We start from the raw sequence: 21,775 nt of genomic DNA on the forward strand, positions 1-21,775 counted from the left end.
CGCCCTTCTCCATTGAGGAGTATTTTTATTGTTCAGTTAGTTAGCGTAGCTCGAAATTGCTATACCGACGAATAGAAAAGCAATGACTCAATAAGCATGAGATCAAAAAGCCCCAGCCAAATGACCGGGGCTTTTGCTAGCAAACTGAAGCGAGCCAAGGGAAGCGACAATAGCCACTTCCGAATTTACGTGGCTTACCCTTTGTAGATTTTCGGGTTGAAGACATCTCTTAACCAGTCGCCGAGTAAGTTTATCACCAGCACCAACATAACAAGGACGATGCCAGGGAATGCGGTGATCCACCAAGAACCCGAGAAGATATAGTTGAAGCCAATGCTGATCAACGAACCCAATGATGGCTTATCAACCGGCATGCCTAGCCCCAAGAATGAGAGCGCAGCTTCGGACATGATCGCATTAGCGACCTGCACAGTTGAAATAACCAAAATCGGCGATAAGCAGTTTGGCAAAATGTGTCTAAACATAATGCGCGGTGCTCTAAAGCCCATAACTTGCGCCGCTTCAACATACTCTTTTTTCTTTTCCGCAAGCACACTAGCCCGCACAGTGCGTGCGTATTGAGGCCATTCAGCGAAACCAATGATGACAACCAACATCAAAATGGCGTATTCACTGTAAAAGTCGCTACCAAAGCTGGCTTTAAAAATCGCCGAGACGATGATGGCGACCATCATGGTAGAAAACGACAACTGCACGTCAGCGATGCGCATTAGCAGGCTATCAATACGTCCACCAAAATAGCCCGCACTGAGTCCTATCACGATACCCAAGAATAACTGCAGTGCAACAGCACCCAAGCCAATCAGCAACGAGATACGCAGGCCATACATGATGGTCGAAAGAATATCTCGGCCTTGATTATCCGTGCCTAATGCAAAACGCTCATCACCAAACTCCATCCACGTGGGCGGTAACTCCGAGTCCATAATATCGATAGACGACAAATCATATGGATCGGCCGGTGACAGGACAGGGGCAAAAACAGCCACCAGCATAAACAACATGAATGCCGTAAAACTGGTAATGGCGACTTTGTCACGCTTGAAGTGGTAAAAGAAATCCGAGGCTAAAAACTGTTGCCAGCGAGAAGGCGCTTTCGGGGTCACAGTGCTCATACTTACGCTCCTTTGCCGGTTAAGTTAACGGTTGGATTGATTAAGCCGTACAGCAAATCAACCAAGGTATTGGTGACGACAAATAGCAAACCAACAAAAATGACATATGCGGTAATAAGCGGCGTATCGACACGGTTAATGGCTTCAAGAAATAAAAAGCCTGTACCCGGCCACTGGAACACGGTTTCAGTCAAAATGGTGTAGGCCACCATGGTTCCTATCTGTACACCACCGACGGTGACAACAGGTAGCATGGTATTTTTCAGCGCATGCTGATATTGCACTTTGCGCTCTGGCATCCCTTTCGCTCTAGCAAATTTCACGTACTCGGTACTGAGCGCCTCGAGCATTTCAGAGCGTACAAGGCGAATAAACAGGGGAAGCATAATCGAAGACAATGAAACAGCAGGCAACACCAAATGTGCTAAACCATCCACCGTGAAAAAGCCTGATTCCCAGCCAAACCAGTTAGCCGTGTCTCCTCGCCCGTATGAGGGCAGCCAATTTAATTCAATCGCAAACACGTACATCAACATGATTGCGGTCAGGAACACCGGCACAGAAATACCAATGATACTAAAGCCCATAATGAGCTTGGTCAGAAAACTATTAGGGTGAATCGCGGAATAAACCCCGAGCGGGATCGACACCAAAACGATAATAATGGCAGCAGCGATAACCAGCTCTAACGTTGCCACCAGTTTGTCGAGAATTACATCAACGACTGGACGCTTATAAAAATAGGAAGTGCCCAAGTCTCCTTCAACGGCGCTCGATATAAAACGGCCATACTTAACAAAGAAGGGATCATTGAGGCCGAGTTCATCGCGTAACTCGTTTCGCTCTGCTTCAGAGACAGACTGCCCAACCAGCTCCCGAAGAGGGTCACCTAGATTGTCCTGGATGGAAAACGCCACCAGGCTGATCACAAACATCACTACCAGTGCCTGAACCAGGCGCTTAACCAAAAACGTAAACATTCATCGCCCCGCAAACAACAAACTGGCTCCGGAAAAGCCCGGAGCCAAAAACACTACGATTACCGCTTACTTTTCAGAGACGACCAATTCGCCGAAGTAAGGGAAGTTCATCGCATTGACGATAGGCTGAAGATCAACGTTAGACTTCGCAGCCCACGCTAGGTTTTGCCAATGTAGAGGTACAAACGCAGCCTCGTTATACAAGGTGGTTTCTACTGCTTTCAGCATTTCAGCGCGTTTCGTCGGGTCAGTTTCTACGTTTGCTGCTTCCACCAGCTTATCCACTTCGCTGTTAGAATAGTGACCACAGTTGTACTGGCCTTTACCCGTGTCTGCATTACGCGTCATGGTCAAGAACTCAGTAAAATTCGCGGAGTCTTCTGTGTCAGAGTGCCAGCCGATCATTTGCATGCCCGCTTCACACTTGTCAAACTCAGGCCAGTACTGCGCTTTTGGCATGGTTTGAAGATCCACTTTGATGTCTATCTTTGACAACATTGCCGCCACTGCTTGTGCAATTTTCTCGTCGTTCACGTAACGGTTGTTTGGCGCAATCATGGTGATGGTGAAACCATCGCCGTAGCCTGCTTCTTCCATCAAAGATTTGGCTTTTTTCAGATCATAGCGAGGCTTAAGATCAGGATTATGACCCACATAACCTGCTGGGCTTTGCTGTCCAGCGGTCGTTGCGAAACCTTTCATGATCTTTTGTGCAATGCCTTCGTTATTAACGGCATAGGCAATGGCCTGACGAACACGTGGGTCACGTAACGGTTCAGACACATTTTGGTTCAATTGGAACGTGATGATACGCGTGCCCGGTAGTGTCACCAGATCAATGCCTTTCGCTTTCTCAACACGTTTATGATCGTTTGGAGAAACCGGTGCAATCATATCAACATCGCCAGATAGCAGCGCTGCAACGCGGGTTGCGTCTTCTTTGATTGGCACGAGTGTTAGTTTGTCGACATTGCCTGGGCTTTCTTTATCCCAATAGTCGCCAAAGCGATCAAATTCGACCTTCACGCCCTGCTCGCGAGATGACACGACAAAAGGACCGGTACCTGAAACATTGGTAGAAGCAAAAGTAGAACCGCTTTTTTGGATTTGCGATTTGTCTGCACCAGCGTCGGTTTTACCTGAGTAGAAATCGGCGTCCATCGGGAACACGTACGTCATGGTTTGCAGCACAAGTGGATATGGGCCATCAGTGATAAAGTCGACGGTGTAATCATCCACTTTCTTCACTTCTGCGATTGGCGAGAAAATACCTTTGAAATCAGGTGATGATTGCAAACGCTCAATCGTCCAAATCACATCATCGGCAGTAAAATCATTACCAGAATGGAATTTCACCCCTTCGCGCAGCTTGAATCGTACGGTTTTGTCGTCGATACGCTCCCAGCTTGATGCCAAACGTGGCTCAAATTGCAGGTCTTGCGTCCAGCGAACGAGAGGATCAAAGACCATGTGTGACATCTGCAGGGTACCGCCTGACAGTTGCTCATGGGGATCTAAGGATACAGGATCTGCATCATAAGCAACGGTAATGTCTGCGGCTGATGCAGCAAAGCTCAAGCCCGCTGCCATCAACGCAATGGCGATTTTGCTCTTCATGGTTTTCATTGCATGACTCCTTATGCTGGGAGCGAACTCCCGATCTGTTGTGTATTTGCAAAGCGCTAGGTCTCGCAAAATTAAACCGATAACGGACACAACCATCCTTTCCACTATCGGCATTAAATTATTGTGGTGCGGCAGCAGCCTCTAACGCACTCATCCCCTTAAATTCGGGCATAAGAGATATCAGCTTCTTGCTGTACGGGTGCTGGGGTGACGTAAACAAGTCTTCCGTCTTGGCAACTTCGAGCAAGGTGCCTTTTTGCATGACACCGATGCGATCGCACATTTGACGGATCACAGGTAAATCATGGCTGATGAACAACATGGTCAAATTCAGTTCTTGCTGGAGATCTTTCAGCAAATTCAATATCTGAGCTTGAACAGACACATCCAATGCAGACGTTGGTTCGTCACAAATCAGCAGACGTGGGCGCGTTGCCAGTGCACGAGCGATAGAGATACGCTGGCGCTGACCGCCGGAGAATTCATGTGGGTACTTAATGCCGCTTGCGCGACCAAGACCGACATGGTCGAGCAAGTCACCCACAATCATTCGGATTTGGCTTTCGTTCTCAGCAAGACGGTGAAAACGAATTGGCTCCGCAATGATGTCTTGCACTTTCATACGGGGGTTCATGGATGAATACGGGTTTTGAAACACCATTTGCATCTGACGGCGTATGGGACGGCGTTGCGCTTCACTTTTCAGCGCAGTAAGGTCTATACCTTCGAAAGTGACCTTACCGGAGTTAGGTGGGTACAAACCGGCGATAACTCGCGCAATGGTCGACTTCCCTGAACCAGATTCACCGACAAGACCAAATGTCTCGCCCTCATGCACATCAAAGCTAACGTCATCCGATGCTTGCACATATTCACGGCGGCTTTCAAAGAAAGAGTCTTTGGTGACAAAGCGAAGGTTCACGTTTTCAACGCTAAGCAACGACCCAGTGTACGAACGCTGATCCTGACTTTGACCCAGCCAATGGGTTTTCACGTCCAGCGGCTTCATGTCGACCGCTTCTTCGATGTAGCTGACCAATGGAAAGCGATCGAGCTTAATGTCTGATCGAGGCACAGCGGAAATCAAGCTTCTGGTATACGGGTGCTCAGGAGTATTCAACACCTTGGCGGTTTCGCCAAATTCGACCAAGTCCCCGCGATACATGACTGCGATTTTGTCCGTCACATTAGAAACAACACCCATGTCATGGGTGACGAGCATGCAACCTACGTTCTTTTTCACGCAAAGTTCACGGATCAGATTAAGGATTTGATCTTGAATCGACACATCTAAAGCCGTTGTCGGTTCATCTGCAATGATTAAGTCCGGCTCTCCAGCAAGCGCAATGGCAATAACCACACGCTGACGCATCCCACCTGAGAATTGGTGCGGATACTGTTTAATCCGCACATTGGCATCTGGGATCCCGACCTGTTCCATCAGAGAAACAGCACGTTCTTTCGCTTCATCAACGCTCAAACCAAGGTTAGTGGTAATCGTTTCTACAAGCTGTCTTTCAACCGTGAAGAGTGGGTTCAATGAAGTCATCGGATCTTGAAAAATAAATCCAATTCGCGCGCCGCGATAATGGCGCATTTTTTCCGGCGAAAGACCTGAGATCAACTCACCTTCGAGATATACCTCACCACTGGCGACATGCCCGGGAGGGCTTAAAAGATCGATAACTGCATTACCGACCGTCGATTTTCCTGCGCCAGACTCACCCACAACGCCAACAATTTCGCCACGTTCGATAGAAAAGGAGAGATTTTTAACTGCAGCAAATATGCCGTGACGAGACGGATACTCAATACGAAGATTTTTTACTTCAAGCAATGCCATTGACCAGACCCTTGATACTGCACAATTCCGTGCCTGTCTGAAAACAATCCCTGTTTACATCAACAAAACAAGACCAATTTAACGCCCTACAATCTGTCAAATGTTTCACGAAAAATCAACAAACTAACACTTATTACTGAAAATATGACACTTAATCGAATAAATATTCATCAATACACTAATTGGCAGCATCGACATGCTTGGTAAATGTCGGAGAATAACGCGTAAAACCAATGTGTATCAGAGACAAAACCGCAATGCTTGCTGAAATTTGGGATCGTCTAAGTATTCAACCAAGAGCAATATAGCTGTAACAAAAGGTAGGGAATTCTCACCTCACGCGCGTTTATTTGGTGAGATCTGTGAGGACACGCAGTCAAAGATAAGGCAAACGAGAAGGATTTCTTGAAGATGTGTTATCAAAAGTTATATCGCAGATACGAAAAAGCCCGCTCTATTGAGCGGGCTTTCTCTGAATGTGGTCGGTGAAGAGGGATTCGAACCCCCGACCCTCTGGTCCCAAACCAGATGCGCTACCAAGCTGCGCTATTCACCGAGTGGGGTGGCTAACGGGACTCGAACCCGCGACAACTGGAATCACAATCCAGGACTCTACCAACTGAGCTATAGCCACCACATTACTTTTTTGCCAATTTGTTTCCATTTCCGGTTTGGTGCGCCCGACAGGATTCGAACCTGCGACCTTCGGCTCCGGAGGCCAACGCTCTATCCAGCTGAGCTACGGACGCTTTGTCCCTGTCGGCGGAGTCGCATATTACGGAGATCACCCCTTGCCGTCTAGCACTTTTTTTAATTTTCTTCCCGACCGCTCTCTTTTTGCTCAATCAGGATAAAAACCGCGCCAATGACCATAATCATAACGGTTTAACGCAACAATCTAAAGCGCTATAATCACTTAGTGTTTACACGGAGTTAACCTAATTACGGCATAGCTTCGTAGTCAGTCTTATCACAAAAGCTCAAAAGATCGACCTAGTTAGCCGATCAACACCACGAGTTGTGATAAAAATAACTAACAGCATAAAAAACGCCCGAATTTTCGGAGCTAAAAACATATTGGGAGTGAAGCCGTGAGCGCAAAGGGAATTTTTTTACGTCGTTTAGCAGTGTCAGCTATCACCGCGCTATCTCTGATGGGCGCAGCGAATGCCGCTGACATGTCTGAAGAAGCCATTGCCGAGCGAATCGCACCGGTAGGCTCTGTTTATTTGGAAGGTGAAGCTCCAGTTGAAACTGCGGCCGCTCCTACTGGTCCTCGCACGGGCGATGCCGTCTACAACACCTATTGTATGGCCTGTCATGCGACAGGGGCCGCGGGTGCACCTTTAGCCGGTGACGCCGCAGCGTGGGAGCCACGCCTCGCTCAGGGCCGTGACGTTGTGAATAACCACGCCATCAATGGCTTTAATGGTATGCCTGCTCGCGGTACGTGTATGGATTGTTCAGACGAAGAGATCGTTGCTGCTATCGACCATATGCTGGCGCTGTAATACGATTTAATCGACGAAAAAGGCGACCTGATGGTCGCCTTTTTGTTTTGTTAAGCGGTCATTTCAATGTGTCATCTTCAATCTTTGTTCAACATCGCGCGAAGGTTTGCGATGGCTGCGGTTCCTTTCGCCATGCGTTCTTCCTGAGTCTGGGGCTTTTTCTTTTCTTCCCACTCCACATCATCGTAGGGTAGCTCTTCGAGAAAACGACTCGGCAGCGGTTTTATCAGTTCACCATATTGTCGACGCTCTTTACAAAGCGTGAACGTCATTTCTTTCTGCGCTCGAGTGATACCCACATACGCAAGCCGACGCTCCTCCTCGACGTTATCTTCGTCGATACTCGATTGGTGTGGCAACAACCCTTCTTCCATGCCAACCAAAAAGACATACGGGAACTCGAGGCCTTTCGATGCATGCAAGGTCATCAATTGCACCTGATCGGCATCATCGCTGTCTTCGCCTCGCTCCATCATGTCTCGCAATGTCAGACGCTGAACCACTTCACGCAGTGTTTTTTGCTCATTGTCTGGATTGTCACCCTCTAAGTCAGCCACAATCCAACTGTACAAGTCGGAGACATTTTTCATCGCCATTTCTGCGGCTTTCGGGCTGGATGAGTTTTCATACAGCCAATCTTCATAGTGTGAGTCACGTACGAGCGATCGCACGGCATCCACGGCATCACCGCGCTCGAACTGATCCGACAATTCGACAATCCAACGCGTGAAGCGTTGGAGCGATTCCAAACCGCGACCAGCAAGATGTTCTTGAAGCCCGATTTCGAAGCTCGCTGCAAACAGGCTTTTTCCACGCATGTTCGCGTAAGTACCGAGCTTTTCCAGTGTTACTGGCCCAATTTCGCGACGTGGCGTGTTCACGATACGTAGAAAGGCGTTGTCATCGTCTTGATTGGTCAGTAGGCGCAAGTACGCCATGATGTCTTTGATTTCAGCTCGAGCGAAAAAAGAGGTACCGCCTGAAATTTTGTAGGGAATACGGTTTTGCATCAGCGCTTTTTCGAACAAGCGTGACTGATGGTTGCCACGATACAAAATCGCATAATCTTTGTAGTCAGTTCGCTTCATGTAACGATGCGCGATGATTTCACCCACCACTCGCTCTGCTTCGTGCTCTTCGTTATTCGCTTTAAGCACGGTCAACATTTCACCATCAGGAAGCGCCGAGAATAGCGTTTTCTCGAAAACATGCGGGTTGTTCGCGATCAGGATATTAGCCGACCTCAAAATTCGACTGGTTGAGCGATAATTCTGCTCCAGCTTAATCACTTTGAGCGAAGGAAAGTCCTCACTGAGCATCAATAGGTTTTTAGGCTGTGCGCCGCGCCAGCTATAAATGGACTGATCATCATCGCCCACCACAGTAAACCGCTCTCGTTCTCCCACCAGCAGTTTCACTAGCTGATATTGACTCGTATTGGTGTCTTGGTATTCGTCCACCAACAGGTAACGAATTTTATTTTGCCAACGTTCACGCACTTCTTGATTGGTTTTTAGCAAGATCACGGGCATCAAGATGAGGTCGTCAAAATCGAGCGCGTTATACGCCTTCATCTGCTTTTGATACATGGTGTAGCAATGCGCAAACAGTTGGTCACGCTCGCCCATGGCTGCAGATTCTGCCTGCAGTGGCGTCAGCATGTCATTTTTCCAATTGGAGATGGTATGAAGAAGCTGTTTGAGTAAATCCTTATCGCCCTCAAGTTCATCTTCTGTCAGTTCTTTCAGCAGCGCCATTTGGTCTTGATCATCAAAAAGCGAAAAGCCCGCTTTTAAGCCAAGGCTTTTGTATTCCCGACGAATGATGTTGAGGCCCAGTGTGTGAAAAGTGGACACCATTAGCCCGCGTGATTCCTGGCGGCTGAGCGTTTGATTAACGCGTTCTTTCATTTCACGTGCCGCTTTGTTGGTGAACGTCACGGCTGCAATGTGGCGCGCTTTGTAGTCGCACTGCTGAACGAGGTAAGCAATTTTATTGGTAATAACGCGGGTTTTACCTGAGCCAGCGCCTGCCAGTACTAGGCACGGTCCAGACACATGATGGACAGCGTCATTTTGGGCAGGGTTCAGTTTCATGGTGTCCTCGGATATATGGAGTATTAGTTTGCTCGTGCATTGTATACCCAAGCAACGTCAAGATGCTTGCTCAGCGAGAATTTGTTGGCGATGAGGCCAAGCTGCTCTGCGTGGCGCTGATTTGAGAACATACTCATCATTTAATTAAAAAAACCAGTAAATTCAATGATAGTTTTACCTTGCAGCCAGTCTCAAAACAAATACAATGAATGAACGTTCATTCATTGTAGGCAAAATGTATGTCCGACAAAAAAACACAAATTCTAGAAGCCACCGAGCGATTATTGGCAGAACACGGTTTTGATCGCCTTTCCATGCAAATGGTCGCGAAAGAGGCAGGGGTTGCTGCTGGTACCATCTATCGGTACTTCTCAGATAAAAACGATTTACTCGCTCAACTTCGCCACCATGTCATGAGCCAATGTGCAAAGAAAATAGTGCACGGACTGACTGACAATATGTCGATGAAACAACAATTTGTTACTGCATGGCGAAACGCTTGGCAACTCACCATCAGTCGTGACGGCCATGCAATAAATCGCGAACAGTTTGATAGCCTGCCTTATCAAAACAGCTCAGAACAAAGGACGATGGAAAAAGCGCTTTTCGCTCCAATCCACAACCTTTTTCAGGCTGGTGTCGCGAATGGAACATTCAAACCACTACCCAGTGATGTGCTTTCTGGGATAGGGCTTGAACCCGCGATTTGTTTAGCTCGCAAACAGGCCCGGGGTGTTATAAATCTCAACGCTTCAGCAATCGACGATGCCATCGACGCTTGCTGGGACGCTATTAGCCTTCATAAAGAACCGGAGAAATCTAAATGAAGAAATGGTTTGTTGTCATGTTGATCGTGGCAATTATGCTGTTTGGTACAGTTATCGGCTTTAACATGTTCAAGCAACAGAAAATCGCCGAGTACATGGCAAATATGCCTGAGCCGGATTTCCCGGTCACGGTCACCGAATTATCGGCCACTGAATGGGTACCAACCATTGAGGCCATCGGCTTCATCGAGCCGAATCAGGGTGTCACACTATCGACAGAAGTGAACGGCATCATCGACAGCATTAATTTCGAATCAGGGCAACCAGTTAAACAAAATGATGTGCTGCTTGCGCTGGATTCAAAGGTCGAACTCGCAAACCTGAAGAGTACCCAAGCACGTTTGCCTGCAGCGGAAGCTAAGTACAAACGTTATCAGGGCTTGTTCCGTAAGGGCTCAATATCGAAAGAAGCACTGGACGAAGCAGAAGCCAACTTCCGCTCACTTCAAGCGGATATAGAAAGTCTGAATGCATCTATCGACCGCCGTACTATCGATGCACCTTTTGATGGCGTTGTCGGTTTGCGCAATGTGTTCTTGGGGCAATATCTGCAGCCAGGCACTGAGATTGTGCGATTGGAAGATACCTCTGTCATGCGACTACGTTTTACTGTGCCGCAAACAGACATCGCTAAAATCCACCTTGGTCAACGAATCAATATCTCTGTCGATGCATACCCAGAAACACCATTCACAGGAAAGATCAGCGCTATTGAACCTGCGGTGAATTTCCAAAGTGGCCTGATTCAAATCCAAGCGGATATTCCAAACAACGACGGTCAGTTGCGTTCGGGTATGTTTGCTCGCGCCAAAGTCATTTTGCCCACCATTGAAGATCAAGTTGTGGTCGATCAAACCGCTATCAATTTCACCCTATATGGCGAAAACGTCTATGTTCTGCGTGACGAAGACGGTAATACCCGCGCTTATCAGCAAGTCGTGAAGGTCGGTGAGCGTAAAGGTCATATTGCCCATGTTCTTGATGGCCTAAACGCTGGCGATAAAGTCGTCACTTCAGGTCAGGTTCGTTTGAGCAATGGTGCCAAGGTTCGCGTTGTTGAAAATGACGCGCTGACACCACCGACACAATTGCCACAGCTGTAATGAGGTCGCGATGAAATTTACGGATATTTTCATAAAGCGTCCGGTTTTGGCGGTGTCGATCAGTTTTCTGATCGCGCTGCTCGGCCTGCAATCTATTTTCAAGATGCAGGTTCGTGAATACCCGGACATGACCAACACCGTGGTCACCATTAGCACCAGTTACTATGGTGCTAGTGCTGATTTGATCCAGGGCTTCATTACCACACCGCTAGAACAAGCTGTTGCACAGGCCGATAATATCGATTTTATGACGTCTGAATCGGTGCTTGGCAGCTCGACGGTGACTGTCTACATGAAGCTCAACACAGACCCAAATGCAGCATTGGCTGATATTCTCGCCAAGGTAAACTCGGTGCGCGCACAATTACCCGGAGAGTCGGAAGACCCTTCAGTGAGCATGTCCACGGGTTCGACTACAGCGGTCATGTATATTGGCTTTACATCAGATACGCTCGATTCCAGCCAGATCACTGATTACCTAGAACGTGTGACCAAGCCACAGCTATTTACCGTTAACGGTGTATCGAAAATTGACCTTTACGGCGGTCTGAAATACGCATTACGTGTATGGCTAGATCCAGCGAAAATGGCTGCATTCAACCTGACCGCGACCGATGTGATGGGTGTATTGAACGCCAATAACTATCAGTCAGCAACAGGTCAGTCTATTGGTACCTTTATGGTGTATAACGGCTCTGCCGACACTCAGGTATCTAACACTGAAGAGCTCAGCCGCTTGGTCGTCTCGACCGAAAAAGGTCAGGTACTTCGCCTTGGCGATATTGCCACGGTATCTTTGGAGAAGAGCCACGATATTTATCGTGCGACGGCCAATGGCTCTGAAGCCGTGGTTGCCGCGATCAATGCCGCGCCTACCGCTAACCCTATCAACATCGCGGCAGATGTGATGGCCAAACTTCCAGAGCTTGAGCGCAATATGCCAAGCACCATTAAGATGAACGTGTTGTATGACTCGACCGTTGCCATCAATGAATCGATTAATGAAGTGGTGAAAACCATCATTGAAGCGGCATTGATTGTACTAGTGGTTATCACCCTGTTCCTCGGTTCGTTCCGTGCCGTCCTCATTCCTATTATCACAATCCCACTGTCGTTAATCGGTGTGGCGATGATAATGCAGGTGTTTGGCTTTTCGCTAAACCTGATGACGCTATTGGCAATGGTACTGGCTATCGGTCTCGTGGTGGATGACGCCATCGTTGTATTGGAAAACGTAGACCGTCATATAAAGCTCGGCGAAACCCCGTTTCGGGCAGCAATCATTGGTACGCGTGAAATCGCCGTACCGGTCATTTCAATGACCCTGACACTCGCAGCAGTGTATGCGCCAATCGCCTTGATGGGAGGTATTACAGGCTCCCTATTCAAGGAGTTTGCGCTCACTCTGGCAGGTGCGGTGTTTATTTCAGGCATTATCGCGCTGACACTGTCCCCAATGATGTGTTCTAAAATGCTTAAAGCCAATGAGCAGCCAAACAAGTTCGAGGCCACAGTACACCGTTTCCTCGATCGCATGACCGAAGGCTACGCCCGTATGCTAGCTGGCATCATGACGATTCGTCCGGTGATCATTACCTTCGCCGTCATTGTGTTTGTTAGTCTGCCAATTTTGTTTAAATTCATTCCAAGTGAACTAGCACCAGCAGAAGACAAAGGCGTGATGATGATGATGGGTACAGCCCCATCAACAGCAAACTTGGATTACATCCAAAACACCATGGATGAAGTGAACGAGAAATTGGCTTCTCAACCAGAAGTGTCGTTCGCGCAGGTATTCTCAGGCGTACCTAAGTCCAATCAGGCGTTTGGTATTGCATCCTTGGTTCCTTGGAGTGATCGCGAAGCCAGTCAGGCAGATGTAGTTAAACGCATGACAGAAGAGGTAAAAGACGTTCCAGGAATGGCAGTAACGGCATTCCAGATGCCAGAGCTTCCAGGTGCATCCTCGGGCTTGCCAATTCAGTTTGTGATCACTACGCCAAGCAACTTCGAAAGCCTGTTCCAAGTAGCTGCGGAAATCTTGGCTGAAGTGAAAACCAACTCTCAGTTCGTTTACGCGGATATGGATCTGAACTTCGATTCTGCGACGATGAAAATCAACATCGACAAAGACAAAGCAGGTGCGTACGGCGTAACCATGCAGGACATTGGTATCACCCTGGGTACCATGATGGCGGATGGCTACGTCAACCGAATCGACCTAGATGGCCGTTCCTATGAAGTGATCCCGCAAGTAGAACGTAGATACCGTCAGAACCCTGAATCAATAAAGGGTTACTACGTACGCTCTGCCAGTGGTGAAGCTGTGCCTCTTGGCTCGCTGGTAACGATTGATGTGGTTGCTGAGCCTCGGGCTCTGCCTCACTTTAATCAGCTTAACTCCGCGACGATTGGTGCGGTTGCCGCGCCAGGCGTTGCCATGGGTGACGCGATTGACTGGTTTGAAAGCATCGCAGCCGAAAAATTGCCACGCGGTTATCAGCATGACTACCTAGGAGAATCTCGTCAGTTCGTGACCGAAGGTAGCGCCTTGCTTGGCACCTTTATGCTAGCACTGGCTGTGATTTATCTTGTTCTTGCGATTCAATTTGAATCATTGCGTGATCCGCTAGTCATTCTAGTATCCGTACCGCTGGCTATCTGTGGTGCTTTGATAGCCCTTGCGTGGGGCGCCGCAACCATGAACATATATTCTCAAGTCGGTCTCATCACCTTGATTGGTCTCATTACCAAACACGGCATTCTTATCTGTGAAGTCGCCAAAGAAGAACAGCTGCTGCACGGCAAGAGCAAAATGGATGCAGTGATGGAGGCGGCAAAAGTGCGTCTTCGCCCAATCCTGATGACAACTGCAGCGATGATTGCTGGCCTGATCCCACTGATGTATGCAACGGGTGCAGGTGCTGCTCAACGTTTCAGTATCGGTATTGTTATCGTTGCAGGTCTGGCTATCGGTACCCTGTTCACCCTGTTCGTTCTGCCTGTGATTTACTCATATTTGGCTAGCCGCCACGAGCCGCTGCCTGTATTTGAGGAAGACATAGAGAGAATCGCAGAGGAAAAACCAGCGCATTAATTTATGTGTAAACAAAGGGTCTCATGATGAGGCCCTTTTTTTTATCATTACATATCAAGATGAAACACACTTTCACCAAAAGTGCGCAAGACAGTTTCGACAAAAGGTATGGTGTTGCTTAGAATAACGGCATCAAATTAAGGAGTAATGCATGTTCGATCCAAAAAAACTGGAGCAAATCGCCAAGCAAATCCATGAGTCTATGCCGAAGCCGGTCAAAGATCTGGGTAATGATGTTGAGCAGAAAGTTCGTGAAGTCATCCAAGGTCAATTGGCAAAGCTGGACGTAGTTAGCCGCGAAGAGTTTGATGTACAAACTCAAGTGTTACTGCGCACTCGCCAAAAGCTTGCAGAAATGGAGCAAAAATTGGTGGAGTTCGAACAGAAGCTAAATGAGAAGAGCAACGGATAAATATCTTTCTCAACAGTAAAAAGAACATAAAAAAACCCGGCAGAAGCCGGGTTTTTCAATTCTATTTACAGTGATGCGAATTAATCGCCAACCGCAATGCGTTTCATGTCAGTCATGTAGCCGCGAAGCTCCTGACCAATCCACTCCACTGGGTGAGTACGTACCGCATCATTAACAGCAATCAAGGTTGCGTTGTCAGCGTCATTACCAACATTGCCCAAGCCTTTACCGATAACGTCAGTACCAACGCCCGGCATGAATTTTTCGCGCAGCAGAGGCGTTGCAACGTTAGCGAACAGGTAGTTACCGTATTCTGCAGTGTCAGAAATAACCACGTTCATTTCATAAAGGCGCTTACGAGCAACAGTGTTAGCGATCAGTGGAAGTTCGTGCAGTGATTCATAATATGCAGACTCTTCGATGATGCCTGATGCTGTCATTGCTTCAAATGCCAATTCAACACCCGCACGAACCATCGCAACCATCAAGATACCGTTGTCAAAGTATTCTTGCTCTGCGATCTTAACGTCAGACTCTGGGTATTGCTCGAACGCCGTACCTGCCGTTTCTTCACGCCAGCCTAGTAGTTCTGCATCGTCGTTTGCCCAATCAGCCATCATGGTCGATGAGAAGTGACCTGAAATGATGTCATCCATGTGCTTGTTGTATAGTGGGCGCATTAGATCTTTCAGATCTTCTGATAATTCGAACGCTTTGATTTTCGCAGGATTAGACAGGCGATCCATCATGTGCGTGATACCACCAAACTTCAGCGCTTCAGTGATGGTTTCCCAACCAAACTGCAGCAGTTTACCTGCGTACGCTGGTTCAATACCGTCGGCAACCATCTTCTCGTAACATACGATAGAGCCCGCTTGAAGCATGCCACAAAGGATGGTTTGCTCACCCATCAGATCTGATTTCACTTCGGCAACAAATGAAGACTCAAGAACACCTGCACGGTGACCACCAGTTGCAGCAGCCCATGCTTTTGCAATCTCGTGACCTTCACCTTGCGGATCATTCTCTGGGTGAACCGCCATCAATGTTGGTACGCCGAAACCACGCTTGTACTCTTCACGTACTTCGGTACCTGGGCACTTAGGCGCAACCATCACAACAGTGATGTCTTTACGAATTTCCATGCCTTCTTCAACGATGTTGAAGCCATGTGAATATCCCAATGCAGCGCCTTGTTTCATCAATGGCATAACCGCGCTTACAACACTAGTATGTTGCTTATCGGGTGTTAGGTTTACAACCAAATCCGCTTGTGGGATTAGGTTTTCGTAAGTGTCGACATTAAAGCCGTTTTCTTTCGCGTTTTTGTAAGACTGGCGTTGTTCATCGATTGCAGCCTGGCGAAGGGCATAAGACACGTCTAGACCTGAGTCGCGCATATTCAAACCTTGGTTGAGACCCTGCGCGCCACAGCCAACGATAACTACTTTTTTACCTTTAAGGTAATCAGCTTCATTAGCAAATTCCGCCTTATCCATAAAGCGGCAAACACCCAACTGAGCCAATTGCTCGCGTAAGTTTAAGGTATTGAAATAGTTAGACATGTCGAATACTCCGTAAGAAAAAACTGTCCTGAGCGATGTAAGCATGACAATCTGCCCCATCGAATTGGCTTCATAATAGAACAGGCATAAGATTGCTTAAAGTGATATATTCACAACATGTAATTGCATTTTTTGCAACATGAGAGACCGTTCATGGACGTCAGGCATCTCCAATTTTTTATTCACCTTTGCGATAGCAAAAACTTCTCAAAAACAGCAGCGGCAATGCACATCAGTCCATCAGCGCTGAGCCGTCAGATTCAAAAACTAGAACAAGAAGCGAATCAACAACTCTTTCTACGTGATAACCGAAGTGTCGAACTCACATTGGCAGGTAAAAAACTTCTTCCAATCGCACTCAAAATTCTCAATGAGTGGCAGCAATATCAAAACTTGTTCAATGGCTCAGGTAACGAGCTTCAAGGCGAGATACGTCTATTTTGTTCGGTGACAGCCAGCTATAGCCATTTACCGGAACTGCTCTCTGAATTCAGACTTCGTCATCCCTTGATTGAGCTGAAAGTTTCAACAGGCGATCCTGCTCAAGCAATAGACAAAATCCTTTCTAGCGATGCTGACATTGCGATATCGGCAAAGCCCGAACAACTGCCAAATAAAATCGCTTTTGAAGCCATTAGTGAAATCCCATTGTCTGTTATTGCACCTGCAGGGATCAGCAGCTTTGCCGATACTCTTCAAAACGATACCCCGAATTGGTCATCCATCCCATTTATAGTGCCAGAAGCAGGTACAGCGAGAGAGCGTGCCAACACTTGGTTCAAGACGATGAAGATAAAGCCAAATATTTACGCACAAGTATCAGGCCATGAGGCCATTGTTAGCATGGTGGCATTAGGTTGTGGCGTGGGGATCGCGCCAGATGTTGTAATAAATAACAGCCCAGTACGAGAAAAAATCAATCGGCTCAGGCTAGCTCCCATCAAGCCTTTTGAGCTTGGTGTATGTTGCCTGAGATCTCAACTCGACAACCCTTTAGTGAAAGCTCTTTGGGATGTCGTTGAAAGTAAAACCATCACGATCTAATCATTTCCGGTACAGTCTCGATATCGCCCTCCTCGTTCATTGCAGGTTTTGACGCCGCCCATTAGTCTGAATTTATGAGTAAACGTCAGCCTGGAACAATATGACCCTTATAGAACGCTTTGGAAGAGCACTCGAGCCTGTCATGCTCGTTATGGGGCTCATTAGCCCGCTTGCCACACTGCCTCAACTGTACAAACTATATTTTTCTCACAGTGAACATGCTGCTGGGTTATCTTTGATAACTTGGCTGCTGTACGCAGCTATTGCCCTGCTTTGGACGATCTACGGTCTTTACCATAAAAACCCAACGATATGGGCAGGTAACGGGTTGGGATTTCTGATGTACGTCGCTATGGTGCTGGGAATTTGTATCCATACAGGAGGGACTTTTTGATCGTGTAAAGAAGGATTTGTGACAATAGCTAATAGATGGGCAATGAACTCGATAGGGGTTCAAATATCGATCTTGTATTATCCCTTTGATAAATTCTAGACGATAAAAAGCCCCGTCATTTCTGACGAGGCTTCTTAATAAATGGCGGAGCGGACGGGACTCGAACCCGCGACCCCCGGCGTGACAGGCCGGTATTCTAACCAACTGAACTACCGCTCCACACGGGGATAAACACCTTGGTGTCTATCCGATACACACAGTTCAATGCGTGTATCTGAACTTTTTGCCTTCATCTTTTTCTTAAAAGATGAAAACGAATTTGAAGCCTGGCGATGTCCTACTCTCACATGGGGAGACCCCACACTACCATCGGCGCTATTACGTTTCACTACTGAGTTCGGCATGGGATCAGGTGGGTCCATAATGCTATGGTCGCCAAGCAAATTTTGTACTGTTCCCCGCCATGAGGCGAAAAACAAAATCTGGGAAAATTCTGACTAGCTATATGCTCTCAATACACATTCAACGTTCTTATCTGAGTCCGCTAAAACCCCTTGGGTGTTGTATGGTTAAGCCTCACGGGCAATTAGTACAGGTTAGCTCAATGCCTCGCAGCACTTACACACCCTGCCTATCTACGTCGTAGTCTCCAACAACCCTTTAGGACACTTATAGTGTCAGGGATGACTCATCTCGAGGCTCGCTTCGCGCTTAGATGCTTTCAGCGCTTATCAATTCCGAACTTAGCTACCGGGCAATGCCACTGGCGTGACAACCCGAACACCAGAGGTTCGTCCACTCCGGTCCTCTCGTACTAGGAGCAGCCCCTCTCAATCATCCAACGCCCACGGCAGATAGGGACCGAACTGTCTCACGACGTTCTAAACCCAGCTCGCGTACCACTTTAAATGGCGAACAGCCATACCCTTGGGACCGACTTCAGCCCCAGGATGTGATGAGCCGACATCGAGGTGCCAAACACCGCCGTCGATATGAACTCTTGGGCGGTATCAGCCTGTTATCCCCGGAGTACCTTTTATCCGTTGAGCGATGGCCCTTCCATTCAGAACCACCGGATCACTATGACCTACTTTCGTACCTGCTCGAATTGTCATTCTCGCAGTCAAGCGGGCTTATGCCATTGCACTAACCTCACGATGTCCGACCGTGATTAGCCCACCTTCGTGCTCCTCCGTTACTCTTTGGGAGGAGACCGCCCCAGTCAAACTACCCACCAGGCACTGTCCGCAATCCCGATAAGGGACCAACGTTAGAACATCAAGCATACAAGGGTGGTATTTCAAGATTGCCTCCACACCATCTAGCGACGATGCTTCAAAGGCTCCCACCTATCCTACACATGTAGGGTCAATGTTCAGTGCCAAGCTGTAGTAAAGGTTCACGGGGTCTTTCCGTCTAGCCGCGGGTACACAGCATCTTCACTGCGATTTCAATTTCACTGAGTCTCGGGTGGAGACAGCGTGGCCATCATTACGCCATTCGTGCAGGTCGGAACTTACCCGACAAGGAATTTCGCTACCTTAGGACCGTTATAGTTACGGCCGCCGTTTACCGGGGCTTCGATCAAGAGCTTCTCCGAAGATAACCCCATCAATTAACCTTCCGGCACCGGGCAGGCGTCACACCGTATACGTCATCTTTCGATTTTGCACAGTGCTATGTTTTTAATAAACAGTTGCAGCCACCTGGTATCTGCGACTGCCTCTAGCTCCATCCGCAAGGGACTTCACCGGAGGCAGCGTACCTTCTCCCGAAGTTACGGTACCATTTTGCCTAGTTCCTTCACCCGAGTTCTCTCAAGCGCCTTGGTATTCTCTACCCGACCACCTGTGTCGGTTTGGGGTACGATTCCTTATAACCTGAAGCTTAGAGGCTTTTCCCGGAAGCATGGCATCAATGACTTCATCACCGTAGTGACTCGACATCGTGTCTCAGTGTTAACAGCGTCCCGGATTTACCTAAGACACCCACCTACGCACTTGAACTTGGACAACCGTCGCCAAGCCCACCTAGCCTTCTCCGTCCCCCCATCGCAGTTATAAGCAGTACGGGAATATTAACCCGTTTCCCATCGACTACGCCTTTCGGCCTCGCCTTAGGGGTCGACTTACCCTGCCCCGATTAACGTTGGACAGGAACCCTTGGTCTTCCGGCGAGGAGGTTTTTCACCCCCTTTATCGTTACTCATGTCAGCATTCGCACTTCTGATACCTCCAGCAAACCTTACAGTTCACCTTCAACGGCTTACAGAACGCTCCCCTACCCAACAACTCCGAAGAGTTGATGCCGCAGCTTCGGTGTATCGCTTAGCCCCGTTACATCTTCCGCGCAGGCCGACTCGACCAGTGAGCTATTACGCTTTCTTTAAATGATGGCTGCTTCTAAGCCAACATCCTGGCTGTCTGAGCCTTCCCACATCGTTTCCCACTTAGCGATAACTTTGGGACCTTAGCTGGCGGTCTGGGTTGTTTCCCTCTCCACGACGGACGTTAGCACCCGCCGTGTGTCTCCCGGATAGTACTTACTGGTATTCGGAGTTTGCAAAGGGTTGGTAAGTCGGGATGACCCCCTAGCCTTAACAGTGCTCTACCCCCAGTAGTATTCGTCCGAGGCGCTACCTAAATAGCTTTCGGGGAGAACCAGCTATCTCCGAGTTTGATTGGCCTTTCACCCCTAGCCACAAGTCATCCGCTAATTTTTCAACATTAGTCGGTTCGGTCCTCCAATTGATGTTACTCAATCTTCAACCTGCCCATGGCTAGATCACTCGGTTTCGGGTCTACTCCTAGCAACTTATTCGCCCAGTTAAGACTCGGTTTCCCTACGGCTCCCCTATTCGGTTAACCTTGCTACTAAAAGTAAGTCGCTGACCCATTATACAAAAGGTACGCAGTCACCCCACGAAGAGGCTCCCACTGCTTGTACGTACACGGTTTCAGGTTCTATTTCACTCCCCTCACAGGGGTTCTTTTCGCCTTTCCCTCACGGTACTGGTTCACTATCGGTCAGTCAGGAGTATTTAGCCTTGGAGGATGGTCCCCCCATGTTCAGACAGGATACCACGTGTCCCGTCCTACTCGTTTTCACAATAAAAGCATTGTCGTGTACGGGGCTATCACCCTGTATCGCGCCACTTTCCAGAGGCTTCCACTAACACTTAAACTGCTTAAGGGCTAATCCGGGGTCGCTCGCCGCTACTGCCGGAATCTCAATTGATTTCTTTTCCTTCGGGTACTTAGATGTTTCAGTTCCCCGAGTTCGCCTCATACAGCTATGTATTCACTGCATGATACGTGCTTATGCACGTGGGTTTCCCCATTCGGAAATCGTAGACTCAAGTGGCTTTTACTGCCTTATCTACGCTTATCGCAAGTTAATACGTCCTTCATCGCCTCTGACTGCCAAGGCATCCACCGTGTACGCTTAGTCACTTAACCATACAACCCCAAGAGGTCTTTATGTATGGACAAACAACCAAGGTGACTCTCGTTAAAGAGTCGGTTCGCTGTTTTTGACCCTACTTTTATGAAAAAGTGGAAACCAAGAACGTTGAACGGTTTTTCGCCGGACTCAAATATGTTCATCTTTCGATGAAACCAAGAACACTTGAATGTGTTTGGTGTTAATCCCATCAGGATTAACGTTTTGAGAACTTTTGTTTCGTTACCTCTCGGGTAGAGAGATAAGAAACAGATTTCAATTTATTCCCTCTCTATAAAGAGAAGTCATAAATCTACTAGTCAGCTTTCCAGATTTTTAAAGAGCAAAGTGATGTGTCTCTGATACAGAGATGTCCACTTTCTAAAGACACTCGTGAGAATGCGTTTAAAGAGTGGTGGAGCTATGCGGGATCGAACCGCAGACCTCCTGCGTGCAAGGCAGGCGCTCTCCCAGCTGAGCTATAACCCCATCGAATACTTAGTGTTTAACCAATCTCGTCTAGGAAACGAAATTGGTGGGTCTGAGTGGACTTGAACCACCGACCTCACCCTTATCAGGGGTGCGCTCTAACCACCTGAGCTACAGACCCAATTTTGCGTCCCTGGCTGTGAACCAACGACCTCACCCTCTTTTACCAAGGGAATGGGGTGCTAACCACAGGGGCAACAAACACATCTAA

13 protein-coding genes, 6 tRNA genes and 2 rRNA genes are annotated in these 21,775 nt (G+C 48.0%); 7 read left to right on the plus strand and 14 right to left on the minus strand.

Annotation, left to right across the window (positions count from 1 at the left end; translation table 11 throughout):
* Positions 1–194: 194 nt before the first annotated feature.
* The 7 genes from AC3CIC_RS15945 to AC3CIC_RS15975 form a co-directional block, all read right to left on the minus strand.
* Positions 195–1,136 carry an ABC transporter permease gene (locus AC3CIC_RS15945; RefSeq protein ID WP_016960575.1) on the minus strand — a complete coding sequence of 314 codons (942 nt, stop codon included), beginning with the start codon at positions 1,134–1,136 and terminating at the stop codon, positions 195–197.
* 2 nt (positions 1,137–1,138) lie between these two features.
* Entirely contained in the window at positions 1,139–2,116 is a 978-nt protein-coding gene (locus AC3CIC_RS15950; RefSeq protein WP_016960574.1) for an ABC transporter permease, read from the minus strand.
* Between the two features lie 66 nt (positions 2,117–2,182).
* The gene (locus tag AC3CIC_RS15955) at positions 2,183–3,742 is read right to left on the minus strand and encodes an ABC transporter substrate-binding protein (RefSeq protein WP_488515037.1); all 1,560 of its coding nucleotides are present in this window, start codon (positions 3,740–3,742) and stop codon (positions 2,183–2,185) included.
* Positions 3,743–3,860: 118 nt separating this feature from the next.
* Positions 3,861–5,585 (minus strand): dipeptide ABC transporter ATP-binding protein, encoded by a 1,725-nt coding sequence (locus tag AC3CIC_RS15960; RefSeq protein WP_488515038.1) that lies wholly within the window; start codon positions 5,583–5,585, stop codon positions 3,861–3,863.
* Positions 5,586–6,064: 479 nt separating this feature from the next.
* Positions 6,065–6,141: transfer RNA gene (locus AC3CIC_RS15965), tRNA-Pro, on the minus strand.
* Between the two features lie 2 nt (positions 6,142–6,143).
* Positions 6,144–6,219, minus strand: a tRNA-His gene (locus tag AC3CIC_RS15970).
* Between the two features lie 38 nt (positions 6,220–6,257).
* Positions 6,258–6,334 (minus strand) — tRNA-Arg (locus tag AC3CIC_RS15975).
* A gap of 342 nt (positions 6,335–6,676) precedes the next feature.
* On the opposite strand from AC3CIC_RS15975, the gene AC3CIC_RS15980 reads away from it, so the two are divergent.
* Positions 6,677–7,096 (plus strand): c-type cytochrome, encoded by a 420-nt coding sequence (locus AC3CIC_RS15980; protein ID WP_017004964.1) that lies wholly within the window; start codon positions 6,677–6,679, stop codon positions 7,094–7,096.
* A gap of 77 nt (positions 7,097–7,173) precedes the next feature.
* Here the strand turns inward: AC3CIC_RS15980 and rep are convergent, their stop codons facing one another.
* Positions 7,174–9,192: a DNA helicase Rep gene (rep, locus tag AC3CIC_RS15985; RefSeq protein WP_016961628.1), complete on the minus strand. Its 2,019-nt coding sequence runs from the start codon at positions 9,190–9,192 to the stop codon at positions 7,174–7,176.
* 239 nt (positions 9,193–9,431) lie between these two features.
* Between rep and AC3CIC_RS15990 the strand changes: the two genes are divergently transcribed.
* The 4 genes from AC3CIC_RS15990 (at position 9,432) to ubiK (ending at position 14,631) form a co-directional block, all read left to right on the plus strand.
* Complete coding sequence (locus tag AC3CIC_RS15990) at positions 9,432–10,019, plus strand: TetR/AcrR family transcriptional regulator (RefSeq protein ID WP_394212348.1); 588 nt, start codon at positions 9,432–9,434, stop codon at positions 10,017–10,019.
* Positions 10,016–11,122: an efflux RND transporter periplasmic adaptor subunit gene (locus AC3CIC_RS15995; protein ID WP_394212346.1), complete on the plus strand. Its 1,107-nt coding sequence runs from the start codon at positions 10,016–10,018 to the stop codon at positions 11,120–11,122. Before AC3CIC_RS15990 ends, AC3CIC_RS15995 begins: the two co-directional genes overlap by 4 nt.
* Positions 11,123–11,132: 10 nt before the next feature.
* Positions 11,133–14,219 carry a multidrug efflux RND transporter permease subunit gene (locus AC3CIC_RS16000; protein WP_394212344.1) on the plus strand — a complete coding sequence of 1,029 codons (3,087 nt, stop codon included), beginning with the start codon at positions 11,133–11,135 and terminating at the stop codon, positions 14,217–14,219.
* 151 nt (positions 14,220–14,370) lie between these two features.
* Positions 14,371–14,631 (plus strand): ubiquinone biosynthesis accessory factor UbiK, encoded by a 261-nt coding sequence (gene ubiK, locus AC3CIC_RS16005; protein ID WP_017004968.1) that lies wholly within the window; start codon positions 14,371–14,373, stop codon positions 14,629–14,631.
* Positions 14,632–14,711: 80 nt separating this feature from the next.
* Here the strand turns inward: ubiK and ilvC are convergent, their stop codons facing one another.
* Positions 14,712–16,196 carry a ketol-acid reductoisomerase gene (ilvC, locus tag AC3CIC_RS16010; protein WP_016961623.1) on the minus strand — a complete coding sequence of 495 codons (1,485 nt, stop codon included), beginning with the start codon at positions 16,194–16,196 and terminating at the stop codon, positions 14,712–14,714.
* A 153-nt stretch (positions 16,197–16,349) separates the two neighbouring features.
* Between ilvC and ilvY the strand changes: the two genes are divergently transcribed.
* Together ilvY and AC3CIC_RS16020 are read left to right on the plus strand one after the other, a co-directional pair.
* On the plus strand, positions 16,350–17,240 hold the full coding sequence (gene ilvY, locus AC3CIC_RS16015; RefSeq protein ID WP_488515039.1) for an HTH-type transcriptional activator IlvY: 891 nt from the start codon (positions 16,350–16,352) through the stop codon (positions 17,238–17,240).
* Positions 17,241–17,340: 100 nt separating this feature from the next.
* Positions 17,341–17,634, plus strand: a complete 294-nt coding sequence (locus tag AC3CIC_RS16020) for a SemiSWEET transporter (RefSeq protein WP_488515040.1) — start codon at positions 17,341–17,343, stop codon at positions 17,632–17,634.
* Positions 17,635–17,776: 142 nt separating this feature from the next.
* Here the strand turns inward: AC3CIC_RS16020 and AC3CIC_RS16025 are convergent.
* From AC3CIC_RS16025 to AC3CIC_RS16045, 5 genes are all read right to left on the minus strand, one after another.
* Positions 17,777–17,853 (minus strand) — tRNA-Asp (locus AC3CIC_RS16025).
* 105 nt (positions 17,854–17,958) lie between these two features.
* Positions 17,959–18,074 (minus strand): 5S ribosomal RNA (gene rrf / locus AC3CIC_RS16030).
* Between the two features lie 125 nt (positions 18,075–18,199).
* Positions 18,200–21,092, minus strand: a 23S ribosomal RNA gene (locus AC3CIC_RS16035).
* A 396-nt stretch (positions 21,093–21,488) separates the two neighbouring features.
* Positions 21,489–21,564: transfer RNA gene (locus AC3CIC_RS16040), tRNA-Ala, on the minus strand.
* 44 nt (positions 21,565–21,608) lie between these two features.
* Positions 21,609–21,685, minus strand: a tRNA-Ile gene (locus AC3CIC_RS16045).
* Between the last annotated feature and the right edge of the window lie 90 nt (positions 21,686–21,775).

The sequence above is a fragment of the Enterovibrio sp. QJM3NY_24 genome, assembly GCF_057786035.1.